The organism is Streptomyces sp. HmicA12 (assembly GCF_000373565.1).
Lineage (GTDB): Bacteria > Actinomycetota > Actinomycetes > Streptomycetales > Streptomycetaceae > Streptomyces.
The window spans coordinates 280,856-305,661 of sequence record NZ_KB891799.1; the positions used below are offsets into that span (position 1 = coordinate 280,856).

25 protein-coding genes and 1 tRNA gene are annotated in these 24,806 nt (G+C 69.7%); 13 read left to right on the forward strand and 13 right to left on the reverse strand.

The annotated features are described in order from the left end of the window. Window position 1: 1 nt before the first annotated feature. From paaC to B072_RS0108060, 4 genes are all read left to right on the forward strand, one after another. Entirely contained in the window at window positions 2-757 is a 756-nt protein-coding gene (gene paaC, locus B072_RS0108045; RefSeq protein ID WP_078506347.1) for a 1,2-phenylacetyl-CoA epoxidase subunit PaaC, read from the forward strand. Continuing rightward, a complete protein-coding gene (paaD, locus tag B072_RS0108050; protein WP_018529434.1) occupies window positions 751-1,293 on the forward strand; it encodes a 1,2-phenylacetyl-CoA epoxidase subunit PaaD in 543 nt (180 codons plus the stop codon). The genes paaC and paaD overlap by 7 nt, the downstream gene beginning before the upstream one ends. Beyond that, the gene (gene paaE, locus B072_RS0108055) at window positions 1,293-2,396 is read left to right on the forward strand and encodes a 1,2-phenylacetyl-CoA epoxidase subunit PaaE (RefSeq protein WP_018529435.1); all 1,104 of its coding nucleotides are present in this window, start codon (window positions 1,293-1,295) and stop codon (window positions 2,394-2,396) included. The genes paaD and paaE overlap by 1 nt, the downstream gene beginning before the upstream one ends. A 120-nt stretch (window positions 2,397-2,516) precedes the next feature. After that, window positions 2,517-3,680 carry an acyl-CoA dehydrogenase family protein gene (locus tag B072_RS0108060; protein WP_018529436.1) on the forward strand — a complete coding sequence of 388 codons (1,164 nt, stop codon included), beginning with the start codon at window positions 2,517-2,519 and terminating at the stop codon, window positions 3,678-3,680. Window positions 3,681-3,693: 13 nt separating this feature from the next. On the opposite strand, the gene B072_RS0108065 is transcribed toward B072_RS0108060, so the two are convergent. The 4 genes from B072_RS0108065 to B072_RS0108080 all read right to left on the reverse strand — a co-directional run bounded on the left by B072_RS0108065 (window position 3,694) and on the right by B072_RS0108080 (window position 7,223). Continuing rightward, window positions 3,694-4,023, reverse strand: a complete 330-nt coding sequence (locus tag B072_RS0108065; protein ID WP_018529437.1) for a rhodanese-like domain-containing protein — start codon at window positions 4,021-4,023, stop codon at window positions 3,694-3,696. A gap of 50 nt (window positions 4,024-4,073) precedes the next feature. Continuing rightward, a complete protein-coding gene (locus B072_RS0108070; RefSeq protein ID WP_202539513.1) occupies window positions 4,074-4,889 on the reverse strand; it encodes a J domain-containing protein in 816 nt (271 codons plus the stop codon). A gap of 274 nt (window positions 4,890-5,163) precedes the next feature. Next, window positions 5,164-6,636 (reverse strand): DUF2252 domain-containing protein, encoded by a 1,473-nt coding sequence (locus tag B072_RS0108075; RefSeq protein ID WP_106432836.1) that lies wholly within the window; start codon window positions 6,634-6,636, stop codon window positions 5,164-5,166. 266 nt (window positions 6,637-6,902) lie between these two features. Beyond that, window positions 6,903-7,223 (reverse strand): winged helix-turn-helix transcriptional regulator, encoded by a 321-nt coding sequence (locus B072_RS0108080; RefSeq protein WP_234018820.1) that lies wholly within the window; start codon window positions 7,221-7,223, stop codon window positions 6,903-6,905. 228 nt (window positions 7,224-7,451) lie between these two features. Between B072_RS0108080 and B072_RS0108085 the strand changes: the two genes are divergently transcribed. Beyond that, window positions 7,452-8,105: an FMN-dependent NADH-azoreductase gene (locus B072_RS0108085; RefSeq protein WP_018529441.1), complete on the forward strand. Its 654-nt coding sequence runs from the start codon at window positions 7,452-7,454 to the stop codon at window positions 8,103-8,105. A 156-nt stretch (window positions 8,106-8,261) separates the two neighbouring features. On the opposite strand, the gene B072_RS0108090 is transcribed toward B072_RS0108085, so the two are convergent. After that, window positions 8,262-8,345: transfer RNA gene (locus B072_RS0108090), tRNA-Leu, on the reverse strand. Between the two features lie 452 nt (window positions 8,346-8,797). On the opposite strand from B072_RS0108090, the gene B072_RS0108095 reads away from it, so the two are divergent. From B072_RS0108095 to pknB, 6 genes are all read left to right on the forward strand, one after another. After that, entirely contained in the window at window positions 8,798-9,637 is an 840-nt protein-coding gene (locus tag B072_RS0108095; RefSeq protein WP_018529442.1) for an FhaA domain-containing protein, read from the forward strand. A gap of 10 nt (window positions 9,638-9,647) precedes the next feature. Then, window positions 9,648-10,166, forward strand: a complete 519-nt coding sequence (locus B072_RS0108100; RefSeq protein ID WP_018529443.1) for an FHA domain-containing protein FhaB/FipA — start codon at window positions 9,648-9,650, stop codon at window positions 10,164-10,166. 131 nt (window positions 10,167-10,297) lie between these two features. Then, window positions 10,298-11,851: a Stp1/IreP family PP2C-type Ser/Thr phosphatase gene (locus B072_RS0108105; protein WP_234018816.1), complete on the forward strand. Its 1,554-nt coding sequence runs from the start codon at window positions 10,298-10,300 to the stop codon at window positions 11,849-11,851. Between the two features lie 25 nt (window positions 11,852-11,876). Further along, window positions 11,877-13,319 (forward strand): FtsW/RodA/SpoVE family cell cycle protein, encoded by a 1,443-nt coding sequence (locus B072_RS0108110; RefSeq protein ID WP_026245569.1) that lies wholly within the window; start codon window positions 11,877-11,879, stop codon window positions 13,317-13,319. Beyond that, the gene (locus B072_RS0108115) at window positions 13,316-14,782 is read left to right on the forward strand and encodes a peptidoglycan D,D-transpeptidase FtsI family protein (RefSeq protein WP_018529446.1); all 1,467 of its coding nucleotides are present in this window, start codon (window positions 13,316-13,318) and stop codon (window positions 14,780-14,782) included. Before B072_RS0108110 ends, B072_RS0108115 begins: the two co-directional genes overlap by 4 nt. Before the next feature lie 194 nt (window positions 14,783-14,976). Continuing rightward, a complete protein-coding gene (pknB, locus tag B072_RS0108120; protein ID WP_018529447.1) occupies window positions 14,977-16,977 on the forward strand; it encodes a Stk1 family PASTA domain-containing Ser/Thr kinase in 2,001 nt (666 codons plus the stop codon). Between the two features lie 109 nt (window positions 16,978-17,086). On the opposite strand, the gene B072_RS0108125 is transcribed toward pknB, so the two are convergent. The 6 genes from B072_RS0108125 to B072_RS0108150 form a co-directional block, all read right to left on the reverse strand. After that, window positions 17,087-17,827 (reverse strand): class E sortase, encoded by a 741-nt coding sequence (locus B072_RS0108125; protein WP_018529448.1) that lies wholly within the window; start codon window positions 17,825-17,827, stop codon window positions 17,087-17,089. A gap of 50 nt (window positions 17,828-17,877) precedes the next feature. Further along, the gene (locus B072_RS0108130) at window positions 17,878-19,107 is read right to left on the reverse strand and encodes a class E sortase (RefSeq protein ID WP_026245570.1); all 1,230 of its coding nucleotides are present in this window, start codon (window positions 19,105-19,107) and stop codon (window positions 17,878-17,880) included. Then, window positions 19,104-19,760, reverse strand: a complete 657-nt coding sequence (locus B072_RS0108135) for an aminodeoxychorismate/anthranilate synthase component II (protein ID WP_018529450.1) — start codon at window positions 19,758-19,760, stop codon at window positions 19,104-19,106. The genes B072_RS0108130 and B072_RS0108135 overlap by 4 nt, the downstream gene beginning before the upstream one ends. Further along, complete coding sequence (locus B072_RS48630; RefSeq protein WP_018529451.1) at window positions 19,757-19,918, reverse strand: hypothetical protein; 162 nt, start codon at window positions 19,916-19,918, stop codon at window positions 19,757-19,759. Before B072_RS48630 ends, B072_RS0108135 begins: the two co-directional genes overlap by 4 nt. Window positions 19,919-19,979: 61 nt before the next feature. Then, a complete protein-coding gene (locus B072_RS0108145) occupies window positions 19,980-20,669 on the reverse strand; it encodes a class E sortase (RefSeq protein ID WP_026245571.1) in 690 nt (229 codons plus the stop codon). A 53-nt stretch (window positions 20,670-20,722) separates the two neighbouring features. Next, on the reverse strand, window positions 20,723-21,514 hold the full coding sequence (locus B072_RS0108150; RefSeq protein ID WP_026245572.1) for a DUF881 domain-containing protein: 792 nt from the start codon (window positions 21,512-21,514) through the stop codon (window positions 20,723-20,725). A gap of 153 nt (window positions 21,515-21,667) precedes the next feature. On the opposite strand from B072_RS0108150, the gene crgA reads away from it, so the two are divergent. Beyond that, a complete protein-coding gene (crgA, locus tag B072_RS0108155) occupies window positions 21,668-21,925 on the forward strand; it encodes a cell division protein CrgA (protein WP_018529454.1) in 258 nt (85 codons plus the stop codon). A gap of 277 nt (window positions 21,926-22,202) precedes the next feature. Here the strand turns inward: crgA and B072_RS0108160 are convergent, their stop codons facing one another. Then, entirely contained in the window at window positions 22,203-23,096 is an 894-nt protein-coding gene (locus B072_RS0108160; protein WP_018529455.1) for a rhomboid family intramembrane serine protease, read from the reverse strand. Window positions 23,097-23,226: 130 nt separating this feature from the next. Beyond that, on the reverse strand, window positions 23,227-23,754 hold the full coding sequence (locus tag B072_RS0108165; protein ID WP_018529456.1) for a peptidylprolyl isomerase: 528 nt from the start codon (window positions 23,752-23,754) through the stop codon (window positions 23,227-23,229). Window positions 23,755-24,091: 337 nt separating this feature from the next. On the opposite strand from B072_RS0108165, the gene B072_RS0108170 reads away from it, so the two are divergent. Further along, window positions 24,092-24,796 carry a DUF5324 family protein gene (locus tag B072_RS0108170; RefSeq protein WP_026245573.1) on the forward strand — a complete coding sequence of 235 codons (705 nt, stop codon included), beginning with the start codon at window positions 24,092-24,094 and terminating at the stop codon, window positions 24,794-24,796. Window positions 24,797-24,806: the final 10 nt, after the last annotated feature.

Sequence of the window (24,806 nt, forward strand, 5' to 3'; positions counted from 1 at the left end):
CGTGCAGCAGACGGACGGCGCGCCAGGCACGCCCGGCCTGTCCGGCGCGGACACCGCGGCGGCCGCCCTGGCTCTCGGCGACGACGCCCTGGTGCTCTCGCACCGCCTGGGGGAGTGGGCGGGCCACGCCCCGGTCCTGGAGGAGGAGGTCGCCCTGGCGAACATCGCGCTCGACCTGCTCGGCCAGGCCCGCGTCCTGCTGAGCATGGCCGGCGACGAGGACGAGCTGGCGTACCTGCGCGAGGAGCGCGCCTTCCGCAACCTCCAACTGGTCGAGCAGCCGAACGGCGACTTCGCCCACACCATCGCCCGCCAGCTCTTCTTCTCCACGTACCAGCACCTTCTGTACGGTCAACTGGCCGCTGGAGAGGGCGCGTTCGCCCCGCTGGCCGCCAAGGCGGTCAAGGAGGTGGCCTACCACCAGGACCACGCCCGGCAATGGACGCTGCGCCTCGGCGACGGCACGCAGGAGAGCCACACGCGCATGGGGCGGGCGGTCGACGCGCTGTGGCGCTTCACCGGCGAGATGTTCCAGCCGGTCCCGGGGGTCGACGTCGACTGGCAGGAGATGCGGATCAGTTGGACGGCGACGGTGACCGCGACGCTCCGGGAGGCGACGCTCGCCGTTCCCGAGGGCCCGCGGACCGGAGCCTGGCGGGCCGGGGCGGGACGCCAGGGCCTGCACACCGAGTCGTTCGGCCGGATGCTCGCCGAGATGCAGCACCTGCACCGCAGCCACCCGGGGGCGACATGGTGACCACGCCGCTGGAAGCCGAACTGCGCCGCCTCGCGGGCTCGGTGCCCGACCCTGAGCTGCCGGTGCTGACCCTGGAGGAGCTGGGCGTACTGCGCGCCGTGCACACGCTCGGCCCCGGCCGCGTGGAGGTCGAGCTCAGCCCCACGTACACCGGCTGCCCCGCGATAGAGGCCATGTCGGCCGACATCGAGCGGGTCCTGCACGAGCACGGCGTCCCCGACGTGACCGTCCGCCCGGTGCTCGCCCCGGCCTGGTCGACGGACGACATCACCCCCGAAGGCCGCCGAAAGCTCCAGGAGTTCGGCATCGCGCCCCCGCGCACCACACACGCCCCCGCGGGCCCGGTCGCCGTCGGCCTCGGCCCGACCCGGCACACCACGGACACGGCCGGGGACACGACCCTGGACGCGCTCGTCTGCCCCCACTGCGGCTCGCCCGACACCGAGCTGCTCAGCCGGTTCTCCTCCACCGCCTGCAAGGCGCTGCGCCGCTGCCTCGCCTGCCGTGAACCCTTCGACCACTTCAAGGAGTTGTGATGGCAGCCGCTGCCCGCGCCCGCTTCCACCGGCTCCGCGTCACAGCGGTCGACCGGCTCACCGACGACTCCGTGGCCCTGACCTTCGCCGTCCCCCAGGAACTGCGCGAGGCCTACCGCCACGCACCGGGCCAGCATCTCGCCCTGCGCCGCACCGTGGACGGCACGGAGGTCCGCCGCACGTACTCGATCTGCTCCGCCGCCCCCGCCGACGGCGCCCCCCGCACACTGCGGGTCGGCGTGCGCCTGGTCGACGGCGGCGCCTTCTCCACGTACGCCCACAAGGAGATCGCCGTCGGCGACGAGCTGGAGGTGATGACACCGGCGGGGCGGTTCACCCTCGACACCACCCCCGACACCACCCCCGACGCGGCCCCCGGGCACTACGCGGCCGTGGTCGGCGGCAGCGGCATCACCCCGGTCCTGTCCATCGCCACGACGCTCCTCGATCGGGCGCCCGAGGCCCGCTTCTGCCTGATACGCAGCGACCGCACCACCGCCTCGACGATGTTCCTGGAGGAGGTCGCCGACCTGAAGGACCGCTACCCGGACCGGTTCCAGCTGGTCACCGTCCTGTCCCGGGAGGAGCAGCAGGCGGGCCTGGCGTCGGGGCGCCTCGACCAGGAGCGCCTGACGGCACTGCTGCCCGCGCTGCTGCCGGTGGAGCGGATGGCGGGCTGGTTCCTGTGCGGTCCGCTGGGCCTGGTGCAGAGCGCCGAGCGGGCGCTGCGCGGGCTCGGCGTGCGGCGCGACCGCATCCACGAGGAGATCTTCCACGTGGACGCGGGCCCGGCCCCCGACCGGGCCGGCCGGACCTCGACTCCCGCCCACAGCACGGTGACCGCGCAGCTCGACGGCCGCGCCGGCAGCTGGCCGGTGCAGAGCGGCGAGTCCCTCCTGGAGACGGTGCTGCGCAATCGTCCCGACGCTCCCTACGCCTGCAAGGGCGGCGTCTGCGGAACCTGCCGGGCCTTCCTCGTCTCGGGCTCGGTCACGATGGACCGGAACTTCGCGCTCGAACCGGAGGAGACCGAGGCGGGGTACGTCCTGGCCTGCCAGTCCCGTCCGACCACGGAGAAGGTGGAGCTGGACTTCGACCGCTGAGCCGCGGGACGGCCCGGACCCGCCTGGACCTGTTCCCTTCTCGTAGAACCTGTTCTATCTTGACGCTCCGTCAGATTCGGCACGGCAGGAAGAACCGAGCAGGAACGGGAGGACAGCCCGGTGGACTTCACCTTCTCCGAGGAGCAGCAGGCGGCCGTCGAGGCGGCGCGGGCGGTGTTCACGCCGGTCGCCCCCGACAGCGTGCCCAGCCCCGCTCTCACCTCCGGGGCCGTGGCCGACGACTTCGACCGCGCCCTGTGGGCCAAGGCCGGCGACGCGGATCTGCTCAGCCTGCTCATCACGCCCGAGCACGGCGGCGCCGGGCTGGACGCGATCGCGCTGTGCCTGGTGCTGCGCGAGTCCGCGAAGGTCCTGGCCCGCGTACCTCTCCTGGAGCACAGCGCGGCGGCGGCGGCCGTGGGGACGTACGGCGGCGAGGAACTGAAGCGGGAGATCCTCCCCCGCGCGGCCACCGGCGAGCTCACGCTGACCGTGGCGTCGGCGGGCCGTACCGGACACGACCCGGCCGAACTCGCCGTCACCGCACGGCGCGAGGGCACCACGGAGGCGGGCGGCTGGGTCCTGGACGGCGTACAGACGGCGGTGCCCTGGGCCTGGGGCGCCGACCTGGTCCTCGTCCCCGCGCACACCGGCGAAGGCACCGCGGTGCTCGCGGTCCTGCCCGGCCCGGCCGCGGACGGACCCCAGGTCCCGGGCCTCACCTTCACCGAGCAGATCTCGACGACCGGCGAACGTCTCGCCGAAATCCGGCTGGACGGCGTGCACCTGGACGACCGGCACCTCATCGAGGACGCCGTGGCCTGGAGCCGACTGCACGACCTGCTCACCACCGGCACCTGCGCGCTCGCGCTCGGCCTCGGCGAGGGCGTCCTGAAGATGACCAGCGACTACGCGGGCAAGCGGGAACAGTTCGGGTACCCGATCGCCACGTTCCAGGCCGTCGCCGTCCAGGCCGCCGACCGCTACATCGACCTGCGCGCCATGGAGGCCACCCTGTGGCAGGCCGCCTGGCGCATCAGCACCGGGGCGGGCGGCGCGCTACCTGTCGCCGGTGACATCGCGGTCGCCAAGACCTGGGCGTCCGACGGCGTGCGGCGCACCGTGCAGACCGCGCAGCACCTGCACGGCGGTTTCGGCGCCGACACCGACTACCCGCTGCACCGCTACCACGCCTGGGCCAAGCACCTGGAGCTGTCCCTCGGCCCGGCCGCGGCCCACGAGGAGGCGCTCGGCGATCTGCTGGCGGCCCATCCCCTGGGCTGAGAAACCCGGCCGGTCAGACGACGGCGCCCGGCTGCCCCTTGTCGTCCACGACGGGGCGGCCGGCCGACTCCCAGGCCTGCATGCCGCCCGCGACGTTCACCGCGTCGATGCCCTGCTGCACGAGGTACGCCGTGACCTGGGCGGAGCGTCCGCCGACCCGGCAGACCACGTGGACCCGGCCGTCCTGCGGCGCCGCCTCGGTCAACTCACCGAACCGCGCGACGAATTCACTCATCGGAATGTGCAGCGCGCCCGCGGCGTGACCCGCCTGCCACTCGTCGTCCTCACGCACGTCGAGAAGGAAGTCACCTTCCTTGAGCTCGTCGACACCGACCGTGGGCACACCAGAACCGAAAACCATGCCCCCGACGCTACCCGACCGCCCACCGTCGCTCAGCCCGCGGTGAGCCGCTCCAACTCGGCCTCCCGCTCGCCGACCTGCGCGATCAGCTGCTCCGCGATCTCTTCGAGCAGCTTGTCCGGGTCCTCCGGCGCCATCCGCAGCATGGAGCCGATCGCACCTTCCTCCAGCTCCTTGGCCACCGCGGTGAGCATCTCCTTGCGCTGCGCCAGCCACTCGAGCCGGGCGTACAGCTCCTCGCTCGGCGACGGCTCCCGCTCCGGCGGCACCGGCCCCGCGGCCCACTCGTCGGCGAGCTCACGCAGCAGGGTCTCGTCGCCGCGCGCGTACGCCGCGTTCACCCGCGAGATGAACTCGTCGCGCCGCTCCCGCTCCGCGTCGTCCTGCGCCAGATCCGGGTGCGCCTGGCGGGCCAGCTCGCGGTAGAGCTTGCGGGCCTCCTCGCTGGGCCGCACCCGCTGCGGCGGCCGCACCGGCTGGTCGGTGAGCATCGCGACGGCCTCCGGGAACAGCCCGTCCCCGTCCATCCACCCGTGGAACAGCTCCTCGACGCCGGGCATCGGCAGCACCCGCGCCCGCGCCTCGTCGGCCCTGCGCCGGTCCTCCGGATCGCCGGTGCGCTCCGCCGTCGCCTCGGCGATCAGCGCCTCCAGCTCGTCGAGCCGGGTGTACATCGGGCCGAGCTTCTGGTGATGGAGCCGCGAGAAGTTCTCCACCTCGACCCGGAAGGTCTCCACGGCGATCTCGAACTCGATCAGCGCCTGCTCGGCAGCGCGCACCGCCCGCTCGAGCCGCTCCTCGGGCCGCGCCTCAGCGCGCGCCTCGGCCCGCTCAAGGCGCTCCTTCAAGCGGTCCTTGAGCCGCTCCCGAGGCTGCTCCTCCGGCTGCTCTGCCACGTCGTCGGTCTCCGGGGTCGTCACCCGTCCAGCGTAGGGCACGGCCCGAGAGCACCGGCCGGACGCCGACCGACGAGCACGGCCCCACCCGGAAACGGCCCGGCCCCGGCTCGACGGCGGTCCTCTACACGGACGGGCTCGTCGAGCGCAGTGACGAGGACATCGACGAGGGCGTCGCCGCTCTCGAACACGCTCTGGCCGACGCCACCGGCACCCCGAACCTGCCTCAGACCCCCATCTCCGCCGCCACCCTTCCCTCCCGTACAGCCCGCACCAGCTCCCCGTGGTCGGCCTCGGTCCGGTCCGCGTACGTGACCGCGAACGACGCGATCGCCTCGTCCAGCTCCTCGTTCTTGCCGCAGTACCCGGCGATCAGCCGCGGGTCCGCGCTGTGCGCATGGGCGCGGGCGAGCAGGGCGCCGGTCATCCGGGCGTAGTCGTCCATCTGGTCGGCGGCGAGCGCCGCAGGGTCGACGCTGCCCTTGCGGTTCCTGAACTGCCTTACCTGGAAAGGCAGCTCACCCACCGAGGTCCACCCCAGCAGGATGTCGCTCACCACCTGCATCCGCTTCTGGCCGAGCACCACGCGCCGCCCCTCGTGCTCGACGGCGGGCGCCGCGAACCCGACCGTCGCCAGATGCGGCAGCAGCGCCGAGGGCCGTGCCTCCTTCACCTGCAGCACCAGCGGCTCACCGCGGTGGTCGAGGAGCAGCACCACGTACGACCTGGTCCCCACACTGCCCGTGCCGACGACGCGGAACGCCACGTCGTGGATCGCGTACCGCCCGAGCAGCGGCAGCCGGTCCTCGGACAAGGTCTCCAGGTACGGTCCCAGCGATCCGGCGACGGCGGCCGCCTCCGCGTCGGGTACCTCCCGCAGTACCGGGGGCGCGGCCACGAACCGACGCCCGCCGCCCGCCACCTCCACCGTGGACTTGGCGGCGAACCGTCCGCTGGTGTTGTGCCGCGCCTTCTCCGCGACCCGCTCCAGGGTCCCGAGCAGATCGTGGGCGTCCGTGTGCGAGACGAGTTCCTCGTCGGCGATGGCGTTCCACGCGTCGAGGGCCGGCAGTTTGGCGAGCAGCCGCATGGTCCGCCGGTAGGCCCCGACCGCGTCGTGCGCGGCCTGCCGGCAGGTGTCCCCGTCGGCACCGGCCTCCCGGCCGGCGAGCACGAGCGAGGTGGCGAGCCGCTTCACGTCCCATTCCCAGGGGCCGTGCACGGTCTCGTCGAAGTCGTTCAGGTCGATGACCAGGCCGCCGCGGGCATCGCCGTACAGGCCGAAGTTGGCGGCGTGCGCGTCACCGCAGATCTGGGCGCCGATGCCGGTCAGCGGGGTGTGCGCCAGGTCGTGCGCCATCAGCCCTGCGGATCCGCGCAGGAAGGCGAAGGGGGTCGCGGCCATCCGTCCGACGCGTATCGGTGTCAGCTCGTCGATCCTGCCGCGATTGGACTCCTCGACGGCGGTCGGGGCGTCGGGCCGCTGCGCGCCCGGAGCGAACCCGGCGTGCGCGGACCGCGGCACCTCGTCGCGCAGAGCCTTGCCGGCCGCCTTCGGAGAGCCGGACGAACGCCCCTGTGCCGCAGCCGCCGAGGATCCGGAAGACGCCGCGAACCCCGGAACCTCCGGCAACCGCCACTCCTGCTCAGCCCCCGCGCCCTGTCGCGGCAGAGCCACCACGTCGCCGATTCCGCCCATGCCGATCGCCTCCCCCGCCCCGCCGTGCGGGACCACGTGAACCACGTACGCACCGCGCACGACGCACCGCACACCACACGCCGTGCACCGCACGCTGCTCGTTGATCGGTCACGACCGTACCGCCGTGCGGAAGACTCCGTCGGGCCCTGTGGAAAACCCACAGCCTGTGCACAACTCCGCCGTCCGCCAGGCCTTACGCCCCTGCTCCGGACAGTTCCCCGCTCGCGGAGCTTCGCTGCTTCCGGAGGCTGCTCCCGGGACGTCCCTACTTCCGGAACTCCTCGGGACACGTCCCGCCCTCGGCCCCCAGATACTTCGCGGCCCAGCTTCCGAGCTCGTCCAGCGACGGCCTGAGCGCGGAACCGGCCGCGGTGAGCCGGTAGGAGACGCGCAGCGGCGGCCCTTCGTCGACCTGACGCACGACGAGTCCCCCGGTGCTCAGCTCCGTGAGCCGGTCGGAGAGCATGCGTTCGCTGATGCCGGGGATGGCCCGCCGCAGGTCGGAGAAGTGCACCGGCCCCTGCATCAGGGCAGCCACGATCAGCCCCGTCCAGCGCTTGCCGAGCAGCCCGAAGACCCGGGTCATGCCGATGTCGACCGTCGAGCACGCCGCAGGGGTGTGCACCACGTCGGCGCCCGAGGCGCCCGCCGCCCCCGCGCCTCCTCCCGCGTCCGCCCGCTTCCTGTCCTGCCCGCTGCCCGCCATGGCTCCAGAGTACTGCGTTCTCGTACGGGGATGAAAAAAAGTAAGTCCCTGTGCTATTACTAGTCACATACTCAGTTTCATCACCTCACCCTCCCCGGGAGACACCCCATGGCCACGCTGCTGCACATCGACTCCTCGGTCTTCGCCGGTCCCGCCTCCTCCTCGCGCCCCGTCACGGACGCGTTCCGCAAGGCCTGGCTGGAGCAGCACCCGGAGGGCACGGTCGTCTACCGCGACCTGGCCGCGAACCCGGTGCCCCACATCACCGCCGACACCCACCTCGCCGGCTTCACCGCGCCCGACGACCACACGCCCGAGCAGGCCGCCGCCTTCGCCGAGCGCGTGCGCCTGATCGAGGAGCTGGAGAACGCGGACGCGATCCTGATCGGCGCCCCGATGTACAACTACTCGATCCCGTCGACGCTGAAGGCGTGGCTGGACAACGTGATCCTGTTCGGCCGCACCGCCGGCGTGGAGGCCCCGGCCGCCCAGGGCACCCCGGTCACCGTCGTCGCCAGCCGCGGCGGCTCCTACGCGCCGGGCACCCCGCGCGAGGGCATGGAGTACGTCCAGAACTTCCTGGCCGCCACCCTGCGCGACACCCTCCAGCTCGACCTCGACTTCATCGTCCCGGAGCTGACCATGGCCCCCACGAACCCGGCCATGTCCGAGCTCGTCCCGCTCTTCGAGGCCTCCCGCGAGAAGGCGCTCCAGGACGCGCAGGAGAAGGGCAAGGCCGTGGCCGCCCGCGTCGCCGCCTGAAGGTGACATAACCCACAGCCGCAGATGCGAAGGGCGCCACAGGTCATCGACCTGTGGCGCCCTTCACATACATGCCGCACGTACGCGCCGCAGGACGGGTCCGCCTGGGCAACGCAAAAGCCCCGCAGATCCGAAGATCTGCGGGGCTTTTCGCTGTGCGCGAGGGGGGAGTTGAACCCCCACGCCCTTTCGGGCACTGGAACCTGAATCCAGCGCGTCTGCCTATTCCGCCACCCGCGCATTGGGTGTGTCCTCCGGCTCCTTCGCCCTTTCGGGCCGGGCGCCTTCCGACATCCAGAAGATTAGCACGCTGCAGAGGGTGGATTCACATCCGATTCCGCGGGCACCTGACGGACACCCAGCACGCTCCACCACCCGCGACGCCGCCATCCCGCAGGCAGGGCGCCATCACGACGTAGCGCCCCGGCCACAGTCCTGTTGCGGCCTTGTCGGAGCCGGACCGCTCCACAGCCGCGTACGGGACACTGTCCGGAGGCCACCTCTACGATCGCTCTCAAGAGGATCCGCGGTGGAGCCTCGGGCAGTCTGTGAGCGTCGACACTCATCGACCGGGCGGACAGGGGGAACCAGCCGATTTCCCGACGCGTGGATACGATCAGTAAGCAGTACGAGGAAGCACGAGAGCGCGACAGGCACGGCAAGCGGGACAGCAACGAAGGAGGAGGTGCCCCATGGGAGTCCTGAAGAAGTTCGAGCAGCGTCTCGAAGGTCTGGTCAACGGCACCTTCGCCAAGGTCTTCAAGTCCGAGGTGCAGCCCGTCGAGATCGCGGGCGCGCTCCAGCGCGAGTGCGACAACAACGCGACGATCTGGAACCGAGAGCGGACCGTCGTCCCCAACGACTTCATCGTGGAGCTCAGCGCGCCGGACTACGAGCGCCTGAGTCCCTACTCGGGCCAGCTCGGCGACGAGCTGTCCGGGATGGTGCGCGACTACGCCAAGCAGCAGCGGTACACCTTCATGGGCCCCATCAAGGTGCACCTGGAGAAGGCGGAGGACCTGGACACGGGTCTCTACCGGGTGCGCAGCCGCACCCTGGCCTCCTCCACCAGCCAGCAGCCCGAGCGCCCCGAACGGCCCCAGGCCGCCCGCCCGAATCAGGCACCCGGCGGCTACGGCTATCAGCAGCCCGCCGCTCCGCCGATGCCGTCCGCGCCGCCCCCCGGGCGGCCCGCGCAGGCACCTGCGGCCCAGCGTCCCGCCGCGAACGCGGGCCCGATGCCCGGCGCTCGCGTACGGCACTGGATCGAGATCAACGGCACCCGCCACCAGATCTCCCGCCCCACCCTCGTGCTCGGCCGCTCCACCGAGGCCGACGTGCGGATCGACGACCCCGGCGTCTCGCGCCGGCACTGTGAGATTCGCACCGGTACCCCGTCCACGATCCAGGACCTCGGGTCCACCAACGGGATCGTGGTGGACGGCCAGCACACCACGCGCGCTACGCTCCGCGACGGCTCGCGGATCGTCGTGGGCCAAACCACCATCGTTTACCGGCAAGCCGAAGGGTGAAGCGGGGGCAATGTCAGAGCTGACCCTGACGGTCATGCGGTTGGGTTTCCTGGCCGTTCTGTGGCTGTTCGTGATCGTGGCCGTACAGGTCATCCGTAGTGATCTGTTCGGAACACGCGTCACCGCACGCGGCTCCCGCAGGGAGAGCGGGCGGCCGCAGCAGGCCGCCCGGCAGGCCGCCGCGCCCCCTCCGCAGCGCCAGCAGCAGCAGGGCGGCGGGCGGCAGCGCCGCGGCGCCCCCACCAAGCTGGTCGTCTCCGAGGGCACCCTCACGGGGACCACGGTCGCCCTGCAGGGGCAGACCATCACGCTCGGCCGCGCGCACGACAGCACGATCGTGCTCGACGACGACTACGCGTCCAGTCGGCACGCCCGGATCTACCCGGACCGGGACGGCCAGTGGATCGTCGAGGACCTCGGGTCGACGAACGGCACGTACCTCGAACGGAACCGCCTCACGACCCCCACGCCGATCCCGCTGGGTGCGCCGATCCGCATCGGCAAGACCGTCATCGAGTTGCGGAAGTAGTGCTACATCATGAATAGGCGCGAGCGGAGCGAGCGAGCCGGCGCGGTCACCCAGGACCAGTGCGCGCTCCCGACCGGAGGGTGGGCACCGTGCGGATGTACCCGGAGTCGGAATCAACGGGGCAGGTGCGCATGAGTCTGTCACTGCGCTTCGCCGCCGGATCCCACAAAGGCATGATCCGCGAGGGCAACGAGGACTCCGGTTACGCCGGTCCGCGGCTGCTCGCGATCGCCGACGGGATGGGCGGCCAGGCCGCCGGTGAGGTCGCCTCCTCCGAGGTGATCTCGACCATCGTCGCGCTCGACGACGACGTACCGGGATCCGACATCCTCACCTCGCTGGGCACCGCGGTGCAGCGGGCCAACGACCAGCTCCGCATGATGGTCGAGGAGGACCCGCAGCTCGAGGGCATGGGGACGACCCTCACCGCCCTGCTGTGGACGGGCCAGCGGCTCGGTCTCGTACACGTCGGCGACTCGCGCGCGTACCTGCTGCGCGACGGTGTGCTGACGCAGATCACGCAGGACCACACCTGGGTGCAGCGGCTCGTCGACGAGGGACGCATCACCGAGGAAGAGGCCACCACGCACCCGCAGAGGTCCCTCCTCATGCGCGCGCTGGGCAGCGGCGACCACGTCGAGCCGGATCTGTCGATCCGTGAAGTGCGCGCGGGCGACCGGTACTTGATCTGCTCCGACGGCCTGTCCGGCGTCGTCTCCCACCAGACGATGGAGGAGACCCTCGCCAGCTACCAGGGCCCGCAGGAGACGGTCCAGGACCTGATCCAGCTGGCGCTGCGCGGCGGCGGCCCCGACAACATCACCGTGATCGTCGCGGACGTCCTCGACATCGACGGCGGTGACACGCTGGCGGGCCAGATCTCCGACGCGCCCGTCATCGTCGGCGCGGTCGCCGAGAACCAGCAGCACCAGCTGCACGACGGCAACGCCATGGAGACCCCGGCGGGCCGCGCGGCCGCGCTCGGGCGGGGGACCGGCCGGCCGGTGCCGAACCAGGGCGGCGGCGAGTTCGGCCCGCCCGGCAGCGGCGACACCAACGGCTACGCACCCGAGGGGGGCTTCGACGCGTACGCGGACGAGGACTTCGTCAAGCCGCGCCGCGGCCGCCGGTGGATCAAGAGATCGCTGTACATCGTGCTGGCCCTCGGGGTCATCGGCGGCGGCCTGTACGGCGGCTACCGCTGGACCCAGACGCAGTACTTCGTCGGTTCGAACGAGGACCACGTGGCCCTCTACCGCGGCATCAACCAGGACCTTGCCTGGGTGAATCTGTCGAAGGTGGAGACGGACCACCCGGACATCGAGCTCAAGTACCTGCCGCCCTATCAGAAGAAGCAGGTCGAGGAGACCATCGCCGAGGGCGACCTGGCAGCAGCCCAGGACAAGATCGACGAACTGTCCGCTCAGGCAGGCGCGTGCAAGAAGCAGGCCGAGCAGCAGAAGGCCGAGAACGACAAGAACGCGAAGACCGGCGAGGGCGAAGCGGGCGGAACCACCACCGGAGGCACGGCGTCCAAGGCGTCGTACCGCGCGGAGACCGCCACACCCTCCCCGGACGCGTCGAAGTCGCCGTCCGGCAAGTCCAAGACCTCTCCCAAGCCCACCCCTGGCCCCACTCTCTCCGACGAAGAGCAGCAGCTGGCCAAGGCGTGCGCGCAGCAGTAGAAGCCGTTGGGGGCCTCAGCACGCCATGAGCAGTTCTCTCAGTAGTAGTTCTTCCACGACCCATACGTCGACCATTGGAGCGATCGGAGCACCCAGCCGGCGTAACACCGAGCTGGCCCTGCTGGTGTTCGCGGTGGTCATCCCGGTCTTCGCGTACGCCAATGTGGGCCTCGCGCTCGACGGCTCGCTGCCGGCCGGCCTGCTCGGTTACGGGCTCGGCCTCGGCCTGCTCGCCGGTGTCGCCCACATCGTCGTACGGAAATTCGCGGCGTACGCGGACCCGCTGCTGCTGCCGCTGGCCACGCTCCTCAACGGCCTGGGCCTGGTGGTCATCTGGCGGCTCGACCAGTCGGAGCTGCTGCAGTCGATCGGCCAGGCGGGCAGCGCCGCACCCAAGCAGCTGATGTACACGGCGATCGGCATCGCACTGTTCATCGCCGTCCTGATCTTCCTCAAGGACCACCGCGTCCTTCAGCGCTACACCTACATCTCGATGCTCGGCGCGCTCGTCCTGCTGCTGCTGCCGCTGGTCCCGGGCCTCGGTGTGAACATCTACGGCGCCAAGATCTGGATCCACATCGGGTCCTTCTCCATCCAGCCCGGTGAGTTCGCGAAGATCGTCCTCGCGATCTTCTTCGCCGGCTATCTGATGGTGAAGCGGGACGCGCTGGCGCTGGCCTCGCGCCGCTTCATGGGCCTGTACCTGCCGCGCGGCCGCGACCTCGGACCGATCCTCGTCGTGTGGGCGATCTCGATCCTCATCCTGGTCTTCGAGACCGACCTCGGTACGTCACTGCTGTTCTTCGGAATGTTCGTCATCATGCTGTACGTCGCCACCGAGCGGACCAGCTGGATCGTCTTCGGTCTGATGATGTCCGCGGTCGGCGCCGTGGGTGTGGCGAGCTTCGAGCCGCACATCCAGCAGCGTGTGGACGCCTGGCTCGACCCGATGAAGGAGTACCTGCTCAGCCGGCAGGGCGTCGGGGGCCACTCCGAGCAGGCCATGCAGGCGCTGTGGGCGTTCGGCTCCGGCGGCACGCTCGGCACCGGCCTCGGCCAGGGGCACTCGGACCTGATCCGGTTCGCCGCCAACTCCGACTTCATCCTCGCCACGTTCGGCGAGGAGCTGGGCCTCGCCGGTCTGATGGCGCTGCTGCTGATCTACGCGCTGATCGTGGAGCGCGGCGTGCGCACTTCCCTCGCCGCCCGCGACCCGTTCGGCAAGCTGCTCGCCGTCGGCCTGTCCGGCGCCTTCGCGCTGCAGGTCTTCGTCGTCGCCGGCGGTGTCATGGGGCTCATCCCGCTCACCGGTATGACGATGCCCTTCCTCGCGTACGGCGGTTCGTCCGTCATCGCCAACTGGGCGCTGATCGGCATCCTGATCCGGATCAGCGACACCGCGCGCCGGCCCGCGCCCAGCCCGACCCCCAGCCCCGACGCCGAGATGACCCAGGTGGTCCGACCGTGAACAAGCCCCTGCGCCGGATCGCGATCTTCTGTGGACTGCTGGTCCTGACCCTGCTGATCCGCGACAACTGGCTCCAGTACGTCAAGGCCGACGAGCTCGCCTCCGACGACAACAACCGCCGTGTCGCGATCGCCCGCTACTCGACGCCGCGCGGCGACATCATCGTCGACGGCAAGTCGGTCACCGGCTCCAAGGCGACCAGCGGCACCGACCTGAAGTACAAGCGGACCTGGAAGGACGGGCCCATGTGGTCGCCCGTCACCGGTTACGCCTCGCAGGTCGTCGGCGCCACCCAGCTGGAGTCCATCGAGGACGGCATCCTCACCGGCAACGACGACCGGCTCTTCTTCCGGAACACGCTCGACATGATCACGGGCAAGAAGAAGGAGGGCGGCAACGTCGTCACCACCCTCAACGCCGCCGCGCAGAAGGCCGCCTACGACGGTCTGAAGAACCGCGGCAAGGGTGCCGTCGCCGCCATCGAGCCGTCCACCGGCAAGATCCTCGCGCTCGCGTCCACGCCGTCGTACGACCCGTCGTCGTTCGCCGGGAACTCCACCGACGACGGCGAGACGTTCAGCAAGCTGGACAAGGACAAGGACAAGCCGCTCCTGAACCGCGCGCTGCGCGAGACGTACCCGCCGGGCTCCACGTTCAAGCTGGTGACGGCCGCGGCCGCGCTGGAGAGCGGCAAGGTCACCGACATCGACGCGAAGACCGATTCGCCGGTGCCGTTCATCATGAAGGGCACCACGACGCCCCTGAAGAACGAGGGCAGCATCGCCTGCGAGAACGTATCGCTGCGCGCGGCCCTGAAGGTCTCCTGCAACTCGGTGTTCGGCAAGCTCGGCCAGGACATGGGCAACAAGACGATGCTCGACGAGGCCGAGAAGTTCGGCTTCAACGAGCAGCAGTTCGTCCCGGTCCGTTCCAACGCGTCGATGTTCGACGACGACATGAACGACTCGCAGGTCGCTCTCTCCTCCATCGGCCAGTACAACACCGCCTCCACGCCGCTGCAGATGGCCATGGTCGCCTCCGCGATCGCCAACGACGGCAAGCTGATGGAGCCGTACATGGTCGACCAGCTGAAGGCCCCGAACCTCGACACCATCGAGAAGACGGAGCCCAAGGAGATGAGCCAGCCGCTCTCCGAGGAGAACGCGACGAAGCTCCAGTCGATGATGGAGACCGTCGTCAACGACCCGGGCGGCACGGGCTCCAACGCCAAGATCCCCGGCGTCACCGTCGGCGGCAAGACGGGTACCGCCCAGCACGGCGTCGACAACAGCGAGAAGCCGTACGCCTGGTTCGTCTCGTACGCCAAAACCGACTCCGGTGCGCCGGTCGCCGTGGCCGTCGTCGTCGAGGACGGCTCGGCCAACCGTGACGACATCTCCGGTGGCGGTCTGGCCGCCCCGATCGCGAAGAGCGTGATGGAAGCGGTCATCAACAGCAAGTGAGGCGGGTGTTCACCGGGTTCTGTGAACCCGGTCACCCGTTCTTCACATTGACGCACGTGGCGATACCGGTCCTGTCACGGGTCTCGGTGGCGGCCAGGTCACGCCGGGCAAGCCGGGTACGGTATGCCCGGACAGCACACCGCCCGACCCCGCACGGGACGGTCGGGACCGACGGAGAGGGCTGGTAGGTAACCATGGAAGAGCCGCGTCGCCTCGGCGGCCGGTACGAGCTGGGCCAGGTGCTCGGCCGTGGTGGCATGGCGGAGGTCTACCTCGCGCATGACACCCGGCTCGGCCGCACCGTGGCGGTGAAGACGCTGCGGGCTGACCTCGCGCGCGACCCGTCGTTCCAGGCCCGGTTCCGCCGGGAGGCCCAGTCGGCCGCCTCGCTCAACCATCCCGCGATCGTGGCGGTGTACGACACCGGCGAGGACTACGTCGACAACATCTCCATCCCGTACATCGTGATGGAGTACGTCGACGGTTCCACGCTCCGCGAGCTCCTGCACAGCGGCCGCAAGCTGCTGCCGGAGCGCGCCATGGAGATGACCATCGGCATCCTCCAGGCGCTCGAGTACTCGCACCGCGCGGGCATCGTCCACCGCGACATCAAGCCGGCCAACGTCATGCTGACCCGCAACGGTCAGGTCAAGGTCATGGACTTCGGCATCGCCCGCGCCATGGGCGACTCCGGCATGACGATGACGCAGACCGCGGCGGTCATCGGCACGGCCCAGTACCTCTCGCCCGAGCAGGCCAAGGGCGAGCAGGTCGACGCCCGTTCCGACCTCTACTCCACCGGCTGTCTCCTCTATGAGCTGCTGACGGTCCGTCCGCCGTTCGTCGGGGACTCCCCGGTCGCGGTCGCGTACCAGCACGTACGCGAAGAGGCGCAGGCCCCGTCGGTCTTCGACCAGGAGATCACGCCCGAGATGGACGCCATCGTCCTCAAGGCGCTGACCAAGGACCCCGACTACCGCTACCAGTCGGCCGACGAGATGCGCGCCGACATCGAGGCCTGCCTCGACGGCCAACCCGTCGCCGCGACGGCGGCCATGGGCGCGGTCGGCTACGGCGGGACCGACGGCTACGGAGCCGACCAGCAGACGGCGATGCTGCGCCCGCAGAACGGCGGCGCGGCCCCGACGTCGATGCTGCCCCCGGTCAACCCGCACGACGGCGGCTACGGCTACGACGACCGCCCGGACCGCCGCCGCCAGGGCAAGAAGAACACCTCGACGATCCTGCTCGTGCTCGCGGGCGTCCTCGTCCTCGTCGGCGCGATCCTGATCGGCAAGTGGGCGTTCAGCGGGAGCGGCGGCACCGGCGACGACAAGATCCCGGTGCCGAACCTGGTGGGTGAGACGTTCAAGGCCGCGGAGAAGAAGGCGGGGAACGTCGACCTGAAGATCGAAAAGGGCGCCGACATGGCGTGCAAGGACCAGCCCAAGAACACGGTCTGCAAGCAGGACCCCGAGGACGGCACGATCGCCAAGAACGAGACGATCACCGTTCGGATGTCGACAGGGGCGCCGAAGGTCGTGGTCCCGAACGTCATCGACAAGTCCGAGGACGACGCCCGCGCCGCCCTTGAGGACAAGGGCTTCGTCGTCAAGGTCAAGACCGAGGAGACCTCGCAGGACGCGGGGAAGGTTCTCAAGCAGGACCCGGACCCGGGCGTCGAGAAGCAGTCCGGCTCCACGGTCACCATCACGGTGTCCAAGGAGAAGCAGCAGTCCCAGGTCCCCGACGTCTCCTCCGGCGCCAACCTCACCTGTGACCAGGCGAAGGCCAAGCTCCAGGAGAGCAATCTGCAGGGCAACTGCACCGAGGAGGAGAACGCCTCGGTCGACCCCGGCAAGGTCTTCTACCAGAACCTCACCGCGGGCACCTCGGCCGATCCCGGCTCCACGGTCCAGCTGAAGGTCGCCAAGGCGCCCGCGCAGACCGCGGTGCCCGAGGTCCGCGGCAAGACGGTGAAGGACGCGCAGAAGATCCTGCAGGACGCCGGCTTCAAGAACATCACGTTCGCGGACGGCAGCAACCAGGACCCGAACGCCCTGGTCGCCAACGCCGATCCGGCTCCGGGCAGCCAGGTCGACCCGGCCACGACCACGGTCACCCTGACCACGGTCGGCGGGGGCGGCGGCAACAACGGCGGCGGCAACGGCGGGTTCATCGGCGGCAACGGCTGACCCGCCCGCCACGCGCGTGAAGCACGCATGGAGAAGGCCCCGCCCCTCTGGAAGCAGAGGGGCGGGGCCTTCTCCATGACCGCTGTGACGGCCGTAACGACCGTGACGGCTACCGCAGTTCCTTCGGCGGCGTCCGGTCGCTGTCGACCTTCTGCACACGCTGCAGCTCGCCCCAGACCACGTACCGGTACTCCGACGTGTAGACGGGGGTGCAGGTCGTCAGGGTGATGTACTTCCCCGGCTCCTTCACGCCCGACTCCTTGGGGACCTGGTCGATGACGTCGACGTTGTACTTCGAGGTCTCGGGGAGGATGTCGTAGACCTTGTAGACGTACCAGTCGTCCTTCGTCTCGAAGACGATCGGGTCACCCTTGTCGATCTTGTCGATGTTGTGGAACTTGGCGCCGTGGCCGTCCCGGTGCGCGGCCAGCGAGAAGTTGCCGTCCTTGTCGGCGGTGGGCAGCGCCGCCTTCACGGGGTCCGTGTAGTAGCCGGCGACGCCGTCGTTGAGGACCTTCGACGAGGTGCCCTTCTTGACGAGCACCTCGCCCTTGCTCATCGCCGGTACGTGCAGGAACCCGATGCCGTCCTTGGTGTCCAGGGCGCCGGGGCCGGTGTCCTGCGCCCAGTGGTCACGGACCTTGTCGCCCTGCTTGTTGGCCGCGCGGTCGGCGACGACGTTCGTCCACCACAGCGAGTAGACGACGAACAGGCCGAGGATCAGGCCCGCCGTGATGAGGAGTTCCCCGAAGACGCTGACGGCGGTCGCGATCCGGCCGCGGCGCGGCGAGGGCGAGGGGGCCTTCGGTTCGGTCGTGTCCTCGTCGTGGTCGGTGGTCGTCGCTGCCACTGCTGGTTGCCCCGTCCCTGTGCCCGTGCTGGTGCCCGTACTGGTGCCCGCTATTCGACGAGCGCGTCCGGCTTGCCCTTGCTGCGCGGGCGCTCCTCGACCATCTTGCCCCAGACGATCATTCGATACGTACTGGTGAATTCCGGCGTGCACGTCGTCAGGGTGATGTAACGACCCGGCTTGGTGAATCCGGACCCCGCCGGGACCGGGTTGATCACCGCGGTGTTCGACGGCGACGTCTGAGCGAGCCTGCTCGACATCTTGTACACGTAGTACTTGTCCTGCGTCTCGACCACGATCGGATCGCCCGGTTCGAGCCGGTTGATGTAGCGGAACGGCTCGCCGTGCGTGTTGCGGTGCCCGGCGACCGCGAAGTTGCCGGTCTTCGCGTCCGGCATCGCGGTCGGAATGCTGTCCTCGCCGTAGTGCCCGACCATGCCCTTGTCGAGGACCTTCGTCTTGCTGATGCCCTCGGCGATCGGCACCACGACGTCCAGCTTGGGGATGTACATGATCGCGAAGCCCTGGCCCGGCTCGAACGTGCCCGGCTTGCGCTTGCCGTTCGCCCAGTCGTCCTCGAGGTGGCTGCGGGCGTTCCCCGCCAGGTTGTGGGCCCGGATGTTCGACCACCACAGCTGGTAGGTGACGAACAGCAGCATCAACACCCCGAGGGTGATGAAGACTTCACCGATCGCCCGGCTCGCGATCACCCCGGCGCCGGGCTTGGCCGCCTTCGCCGCGCGCCGCGCCTCGACCCGGCTCAGCGGCTTGCCGTCGTCCTCGGCGCCCGCCCCGGCCTCGGGCTCCTGCTGCGGGCCGGCGTGCCGACCGCCGCCGCCCTTCTTCGCGGCCTTCCGGCGCGCGGCCCGGCCACCGGTCACGACCGGCTCCGGCTCGGCCGTCGCACCGGCTATTCGCCGGGTGTCCGCGGTCCGCAGCGCGACGGTCTCGTCGTCCCGCACCGGCTGGCGTACAGGCTGCCGCACCGGCTGCCGTACAGGCTCTTGTACGGCGATGGGCTCGGGTTCGGGCGCGGCCGCGGGGGCAGGCTGCTGAGCGCCTCCGTACCAGTCCTGCGCGTACCCGTTGGGGTCGTACCACTCCGGCTCCGGTTCGGGCCGCTGAGGCTCGGCCTGAGGCGTTTCCTGCCCCGCCCTGAACCACGGCGAAGGGTGCTGCCCCGGCAACGGGTCGCTGAGGGGGTCGTCGAGGCGCCGCACGGCGTCCTCCAACTCCCCTGCCTCCCCTCCACCCTCACGCTCGGGGCGCAGCGCGGTCACGCCGAGGCCCTGCCCACGACCGGCGCGAGCCCGGCAGATCTGGCGACCGCGCCCGCGTCCCCGCATTCGGCGAGCCAGTTCGCCAGCATCAGGTGCCCGTGCTCGGTGAGGACGGACTCCGGGTGGAACTGGACTCCCTCGACGGGCAGTTCGCGGTGGCGCAGGCCCATGACGATGCCGTCCTCGGTGCGGGCCGTGACCTCGAGCTCGGCGGGGACGGTGCCCGGCTCGGCGGCCAGCGAGTGGTAGCGGGTCGCCGTGAACGGGTCGGGCAGACCCGCGAAGACGCCCTTCCCCTCGTGCCGGACCAGCGAGGTCTTGCCGTGCAGCAGCTCCGGCGCCCGGTCCACCACGCCCCCGTACGCCACCTGCATCGACTGCATGCCGAGACAGACACCGAAGACGGGGACGCCGGTCGCGGCGCAGTGGCGCACCATCTCGATGCAGACACCGGCCTGTTCGGGAGCGCCGGGGCCGGGCGAGAGCAGCACGCCGTCGAAGCCGTCCTGCGCGTGAGAGGTCGTCACCTCGTCGTTGCGCAGCACCTCGCACTCGGCACCCAGCTGGTACAGGTACTGGACGAGGTTGAAGACGAAGCTGTCGTAGTTGTCGACGACGAGAATGCGCGTCTTACGGGACTCTCGGGTACTCACTGGCCGTCCACCGTCACATCGTTGAAGGGCAGCAGCGGCTCGGCCCACGGGAAGACGTACTGGAAGAGGACGTAGACGACCGCCAGGACCAGCACGACCGAGATCAGTGCCCTCACCCACACGTTGCCCGGCAGATGCCGCCAGATCCAGCCGTACATGCCGGTCGCTCCCCTTCGTCTGTCCCTTGTCCCTCAAAAACCACCGCCGTACGGCACCAGACTAACGGCGCAACGCTTTCGGTTTCCCGGCCTCCACAGGCTGGGTGGAATCAAGGTGCGCCCACACGATCAGCCGATGACTGTGGCCCCACTCCGGCTCGCACGTCGTGAGCGTCAGATAGCGGCCCGGCTCCCTGTACCCGGACTTGCGCGGCACGGGATCGATGACGGCGACATCGCTCGGCAGCGTCTTGTACGGCTTGGTGTCGATGACGTACGTGAACCAGGTCGTCCCGTCCGTGAGCACCACGTCGTCGCCGGGTCGCAGCTTCGGGAAGTCCTTGAACGGGTCGCCGTACGTACGACGATGCCCGGCCACGGCGAAGTTCCCCTTCTGCCCGAGCTGCGCGGTGCCGGAGTAGTGCCCGAGGCCCTTCTTGAGGGTCGCGACGTTCGTGTTCTCCAGGACCGGCTTGTTCCACGTGAAACCGAGCCGTGGGACGTACATCACGGCGAACGGCCGGCCGTTCCTGTACGCGGTCGGCTGCGGCGGCGACGTCGCGTCCGGCCGGCTCGGCTGCGCACTGGCCACGGGTCTCTTCGCCCACTGGTCCTGGAGGTCGTCGATCTGATGGTCCATCGCACTGTCGGCCTTCACACCGGTCCAGAACAGCACGTACACGACGAACAGCACGATCACGGCACCCACGGTGATGCACAGCTCGCTGAACGTCCGGACGACGACTCGCACCGACACCCCCCGGTGTCCGCTGGTGGTTGCTCCGCGGCGCTACTCCACGGCTTCTACTCCACGGGCTTCGCGTAGTGGAGATCCACTGTGCCCGAGTAGCCGGGAAGAGTCACCGCCCCGTCGTCCTCGACTTTCCAGCCGAGCCCGTACGCGTTGACGTAGAGCATGTAGTTCTGGATCTCCGGCGAGGCCGCGACGGCGTTCTTCAGCTTCTCCGGGTCGCCGACCGCCGTGATCTTGTACGGGGGCGAGTAGACGCGGCCCTGGAGGATCAGGGTGTTGCCGACGCAGCGCACGGCGGACGTGGAGATGAGCCGCTGGTCCATGACCTTGATGCCCTTGGCGCCGCCGTGCCACAGGGCGTTCACCACGGCCTGCAGGTCCTGCTGGTGGATGACCAGGTCGTTGGGCTGCGGCTCGGGGTAGCCGGGGAGCTTGGCGGTGGCGTTGGGCGGGGCGTCGTCGAGCGTGACGGAGATCGCCTCGCCCTTCAGCTTCTTCGTCCCGGACGCCTTCTCCAGGCCGTCCAGCTTCTCGTCCTCGGCCTTGGTCGACCCGTCGTCGCGCTCGGCCAGGCGCTCGACGTCGCCGCGGGTCCCGCTGTTGCCCTCTTCCAGTTCCTTGTTCTTGCGGCTGCGCTCCTGAATCAGGTCGGAGAGCTTCAGAAGGGACGCATCCGTACGGATATTGGTGCCCTTGGCCGTATTGAAACTGGTGAAGAAGATGAGCCCGGCGAGGGCGAAAACGCCCACAGTGAGCACCCGTACGGGCCGGAAACGACCACGGGTGGGACCGTTGCCGCTGCTGTCCGTACGGCTTTTGTCAGGGTCGGCAGAATTGCTCAACGTACCCTTATCTCCTTCGACGCCGCGGAAGCACTACGCTAACGGACGCCCGGGGGAGCGCTCAGAGTCCTTTGAAGTTCCGCTTGTACGCTGCCCGGAGCCCAGCCCACGTTCCCTGCGCGGCCACGCAGCGCATCGACAGGAGAGACCCTCGTGCCGAAGTCACGTATCCGCAAGAAGGCCGACTACACGCCGCCGCCGGCGTCGAAGCAGGCAGCCAACATCAAGTTGACCAACCGCGGCTGGGTGGCCCCGGTGATGCTCGCGATGTTCCTCATCGGACTCGCGTGGATCGTCGTCTTCTACGTGTCGGACACCCAGCTGCCGATCGAGTCCTTCGGCAACTGGAACATCGTGGTCGGCTTCGGCTTCATCGCCGCCGGATTCGGTGTCTCCACACAGTGGAAGTAGCGCACGACCAGGCCTTCGCTCCAGCTCTGCCCCAAGCTATCCACTGAGTTATCCACAACCGTTTTCCACAGTGGGGATAACTCTACGATCTGTGGATAACCCTCGGACTGTTGACGCCGGTGTGACTAATGCGGCATCCGTCGAGCACACGTTCGCCCCTTGCCTCTTCTGGGGAAATCCCAGGTCAGGGGCGAGGGGCGCGGTCGTTCCGCACAGGTTGCACAAGATCCGGCACACACTGTGGACAACGGTGGACAACATCGGTGGATAACTGGGCTCAGGTGAGCTGGGCGGTCCTGACGAGGATCATCACGATCACGACCGCGAGGAGCAGGCCACAGGTCCCGAACTGGATCAGGGAACGGCGCTCGCGCGGGGCATGCACCATCGCGTATCCGACGACCACACCGGCGACGAGGCCGCCGATGTGGGCCTGCCAGGAGATACCCGCCCAGGTGAACGTGAAGATCAGGTTGATCACGAGCAGCCCGATGACCGGGCGCATGTCGTAGTTGAGGCGGCGCATCAGCACCGCTGTCGCTCCGAACAGGCCGTAGATGGCGCCGGAGGCCCCCAGCGTGGAGGTATGCGGGTCAGCGAAGACGTACGCAACGGCACCGCCCGCCAGTCCCGAGACGAAGTAGAGCGCCAGATAACGGGACCTGCCGAGCGCGGCTTCCAGAGGGCCGCCGAGCCACCACAGGCTGAGCATGTTGAAGGCGATGTGCCAGATCTCGTAGTGCGCGAACATCGAGGTCACCAGGCGATACCACTCACCGGCCGCCACGCCCTCCTGCGGCGCGAAGGGTCCCGGCGGCCAAGACCCGACCAGCACCAGGTGATCCAGCAGAGTGTCGCTGATCTGGGCGGCGATGAACACGGCCACGTTGATCCCGATCAGCACCTTGGTGACCAGCCGAGGATCCGACGCGATCGTGCCCCCGGCGACGGTGCGCGGCTGATTGGCGGCGGGCGCGTGCCCCGTACCGGAACCGCCCCGCACACACTCCGGGCACTGGAAGCCGACCGACGCACTGACCATGCACTCCGGGCAGATGGGCCGCTCGCAGCGGGTGCAGCGGATGCCGGTCTGCCGGTCCGGATGCCGGTAGCAGCCGGGCAGCCCCTGGGAGTCCTGCGGTCCCTGCGGGTTGCCTGGCGCCTGTTCCATGACCGTCGTCCCCTTGTCGTGAGCGTGGATGAAGCGCCGCGTGGCAACGCACCGCCCCGCTCATCCTTACGGACGGGCGGGGCGCATTGGTTCCCGTACCGGGATTCGCGCGCGGGCTGCCTGCGGGTGCCTATCGGGTCTCGACGACCACGGACTCGATGACCACGTCGTTGACCGGGCGGTCGGTGCGCGGGTTCGTCTGCGCGCCCGCGATCGCGTCCACGACCTTCTGGCTCGCCTCGTCGACGACCTCGCCGAAGATGCTGTGCTTACGGGTCAGCCAGGCGGTCGGCGCGACGGTGACGAAGAACTGCGAGCCGTTGGTGCCCGGGCCCGCGTTGGCCATGGCCAGCAGGTACGGCTTGGTGAAGGCCAGGTCGGGGTGGAACTCGTCCTCGAACTGGTAGCCGGGTCCGCCCGTGCCGTTGCCCAGCGGGTCGCCGCCCTGAATCATGAAGCCGCTGATCACACGGTGGAAGACCGTGCCGTCGTAGAGCGGGGCCGTGGACTTCTCGCCGGTCTCGGGGTTGGTCCACTCGCGCTCGCCCTTGGCGAGCTCCACGAAGTTCTTGACCGTCTTGGGCGCGTGGTTCGGCAGAAGCCTGACCTCGATGTCGCCCTGATTGGTCCTGAGGGTGGCATACAGCTGCTCGGCCACGATCCGCCTTCCGTCGTCTTCTCTGCCTTCCCGATCCTCGCACGGGCCCGGCGTCGTGACCCCCGGCGGACATGTCGTGGTCGTACGGGGGTTTCAGCCACCGAAACCGGTCTACTCGATACCGACCGGGCGCGCCCGGCCACGATCCGTGGCATTGTCGTCGCCAAGCCCTATTACCGCTCTTACCGTCCTTACCGTTCTTTCCGTTTCGTACTGATCCTTACTGATCGGTACACGGCTTTAACAAGCCTTACCACCGCATGAAGCCTCCAGCAGGCATGATCTGCAAAAGGGTGGAAAGGTGAAATACCTGTACGCCACCGAGGAGGAGGATCACGTGACCCGCATCGACAGCGTGCGCGCCGCGACCGGCTCGGCGAAGGACAGCGTGCTGCACGCCGCGGAAGTGGTGGCGCCCTACGCAGGGACGGCCAAGGACAAGGCCGCGCAGTACGCGCACGACGCCCGAGTCGTGCTCGGCCCCAAGGTCTCGCAGGCCGCGCAGCAGGCGCGCGTCCAGTACGACGCCCACCTGGCCCCGCGTGTGGAGCAGGCTCGCACGCACGTACCGCCGAAGGTCGACCATGCCGCGCACGAAGCGGCGGTCCGCACCCGCAAGGCTGCCCGGCAGGCGGCCGACTATTCGAAGCCTCGTATCGAGCACGCCGTGGCCGCGGCCGGCCCGGTGCGCGACGAGGCGGCGGCCCGCAGTACCGCGGCGCTGGCCGCGCTGCGCGGGCAGATCTCTCCCGAGCAGATCAGGAAGCTCGCCCGCAAGCGGGAGCGCCGTGTCCGCGCCGGGCGGCTGGCCAAGGGCCTCGTCGTGACCGGCGTGCTGGTCGGCGGGGCGTTCGCCGCCTGGAAGTGGTGGGACAAGCAGGCCAACCCGGACTGGCTCGTCGAGCCGCCGGCCGCCACCGAGGTGCCCGACACCGCCCCGCTGACCTCGGTCGACGGCAGCGGTCAGGACATCCTCGACCCGGAGGTCCAGGCCAAGCAGGCCGAGGCGGAGGCCGAGACCGGCCCGAAGGACAAGCACTGACGCGTCACCG